At 70.6% G+C, this 364-nt stretch carries 1 protein-coding gene; it reads right to left on the bottom strand.

Annotated elements, in window-relative coordinates; all coding sequences use genetic code 11:
* Window positions 1–364: AIM24 family protein (locus ACLZOT_RS50560; RefSeq protein ID WP_416976064.1), on the bottom strand; the 364-nt coding region annotated here is incomplete at both ends.

The following is a 364-nucleotide window of genomic DNA, read 5'->3' as shown; positions in this document are numbered from 1 at the left end:
GCCCCCGGGCCCCCTGCTGCCCCATGCCGTACTGCGCGGCCAGGCCGGAGCCGACCTGGGCGTTCTGCGGCGGCAGCAGCTCGCTGGGCTGGACGAGGGCGAAGCCGGAGCCCATGAGGCTGAGCTCCCAGCCCTCGCCGGTGTTGCCGCGCCGCCGCCACACCCCGGAGGAGTGCGTCTGGGCCTGCATCTGCACCCGCAGACCGGTGGACCAGGCGACGATGGCGTCGGCGTCGCAGTTGACGTACTTGTCGGGTGTCACCGTCATCATCAGCGGCATACCGGAGGTCATGAGGGCGACCTTGCCGCGGCCGGTGATGTTGAGCTGGTACTTACCCGAGCCGGAGATGCCGTAGAGGCTGTC

The sequence above is a fragment of the Streptomyces sp. 4F14 genome, assembly GCF_048159485.1.
Classification (GTDB): domain Bacteria; phylum Actinomycetota; class Actinomycetes; order Streptomycetales; family Streptomycetaceae; genus Streptomyces.
This window is presented reverse-complemented; position numbering and strand designations above follow the sequence as displayed.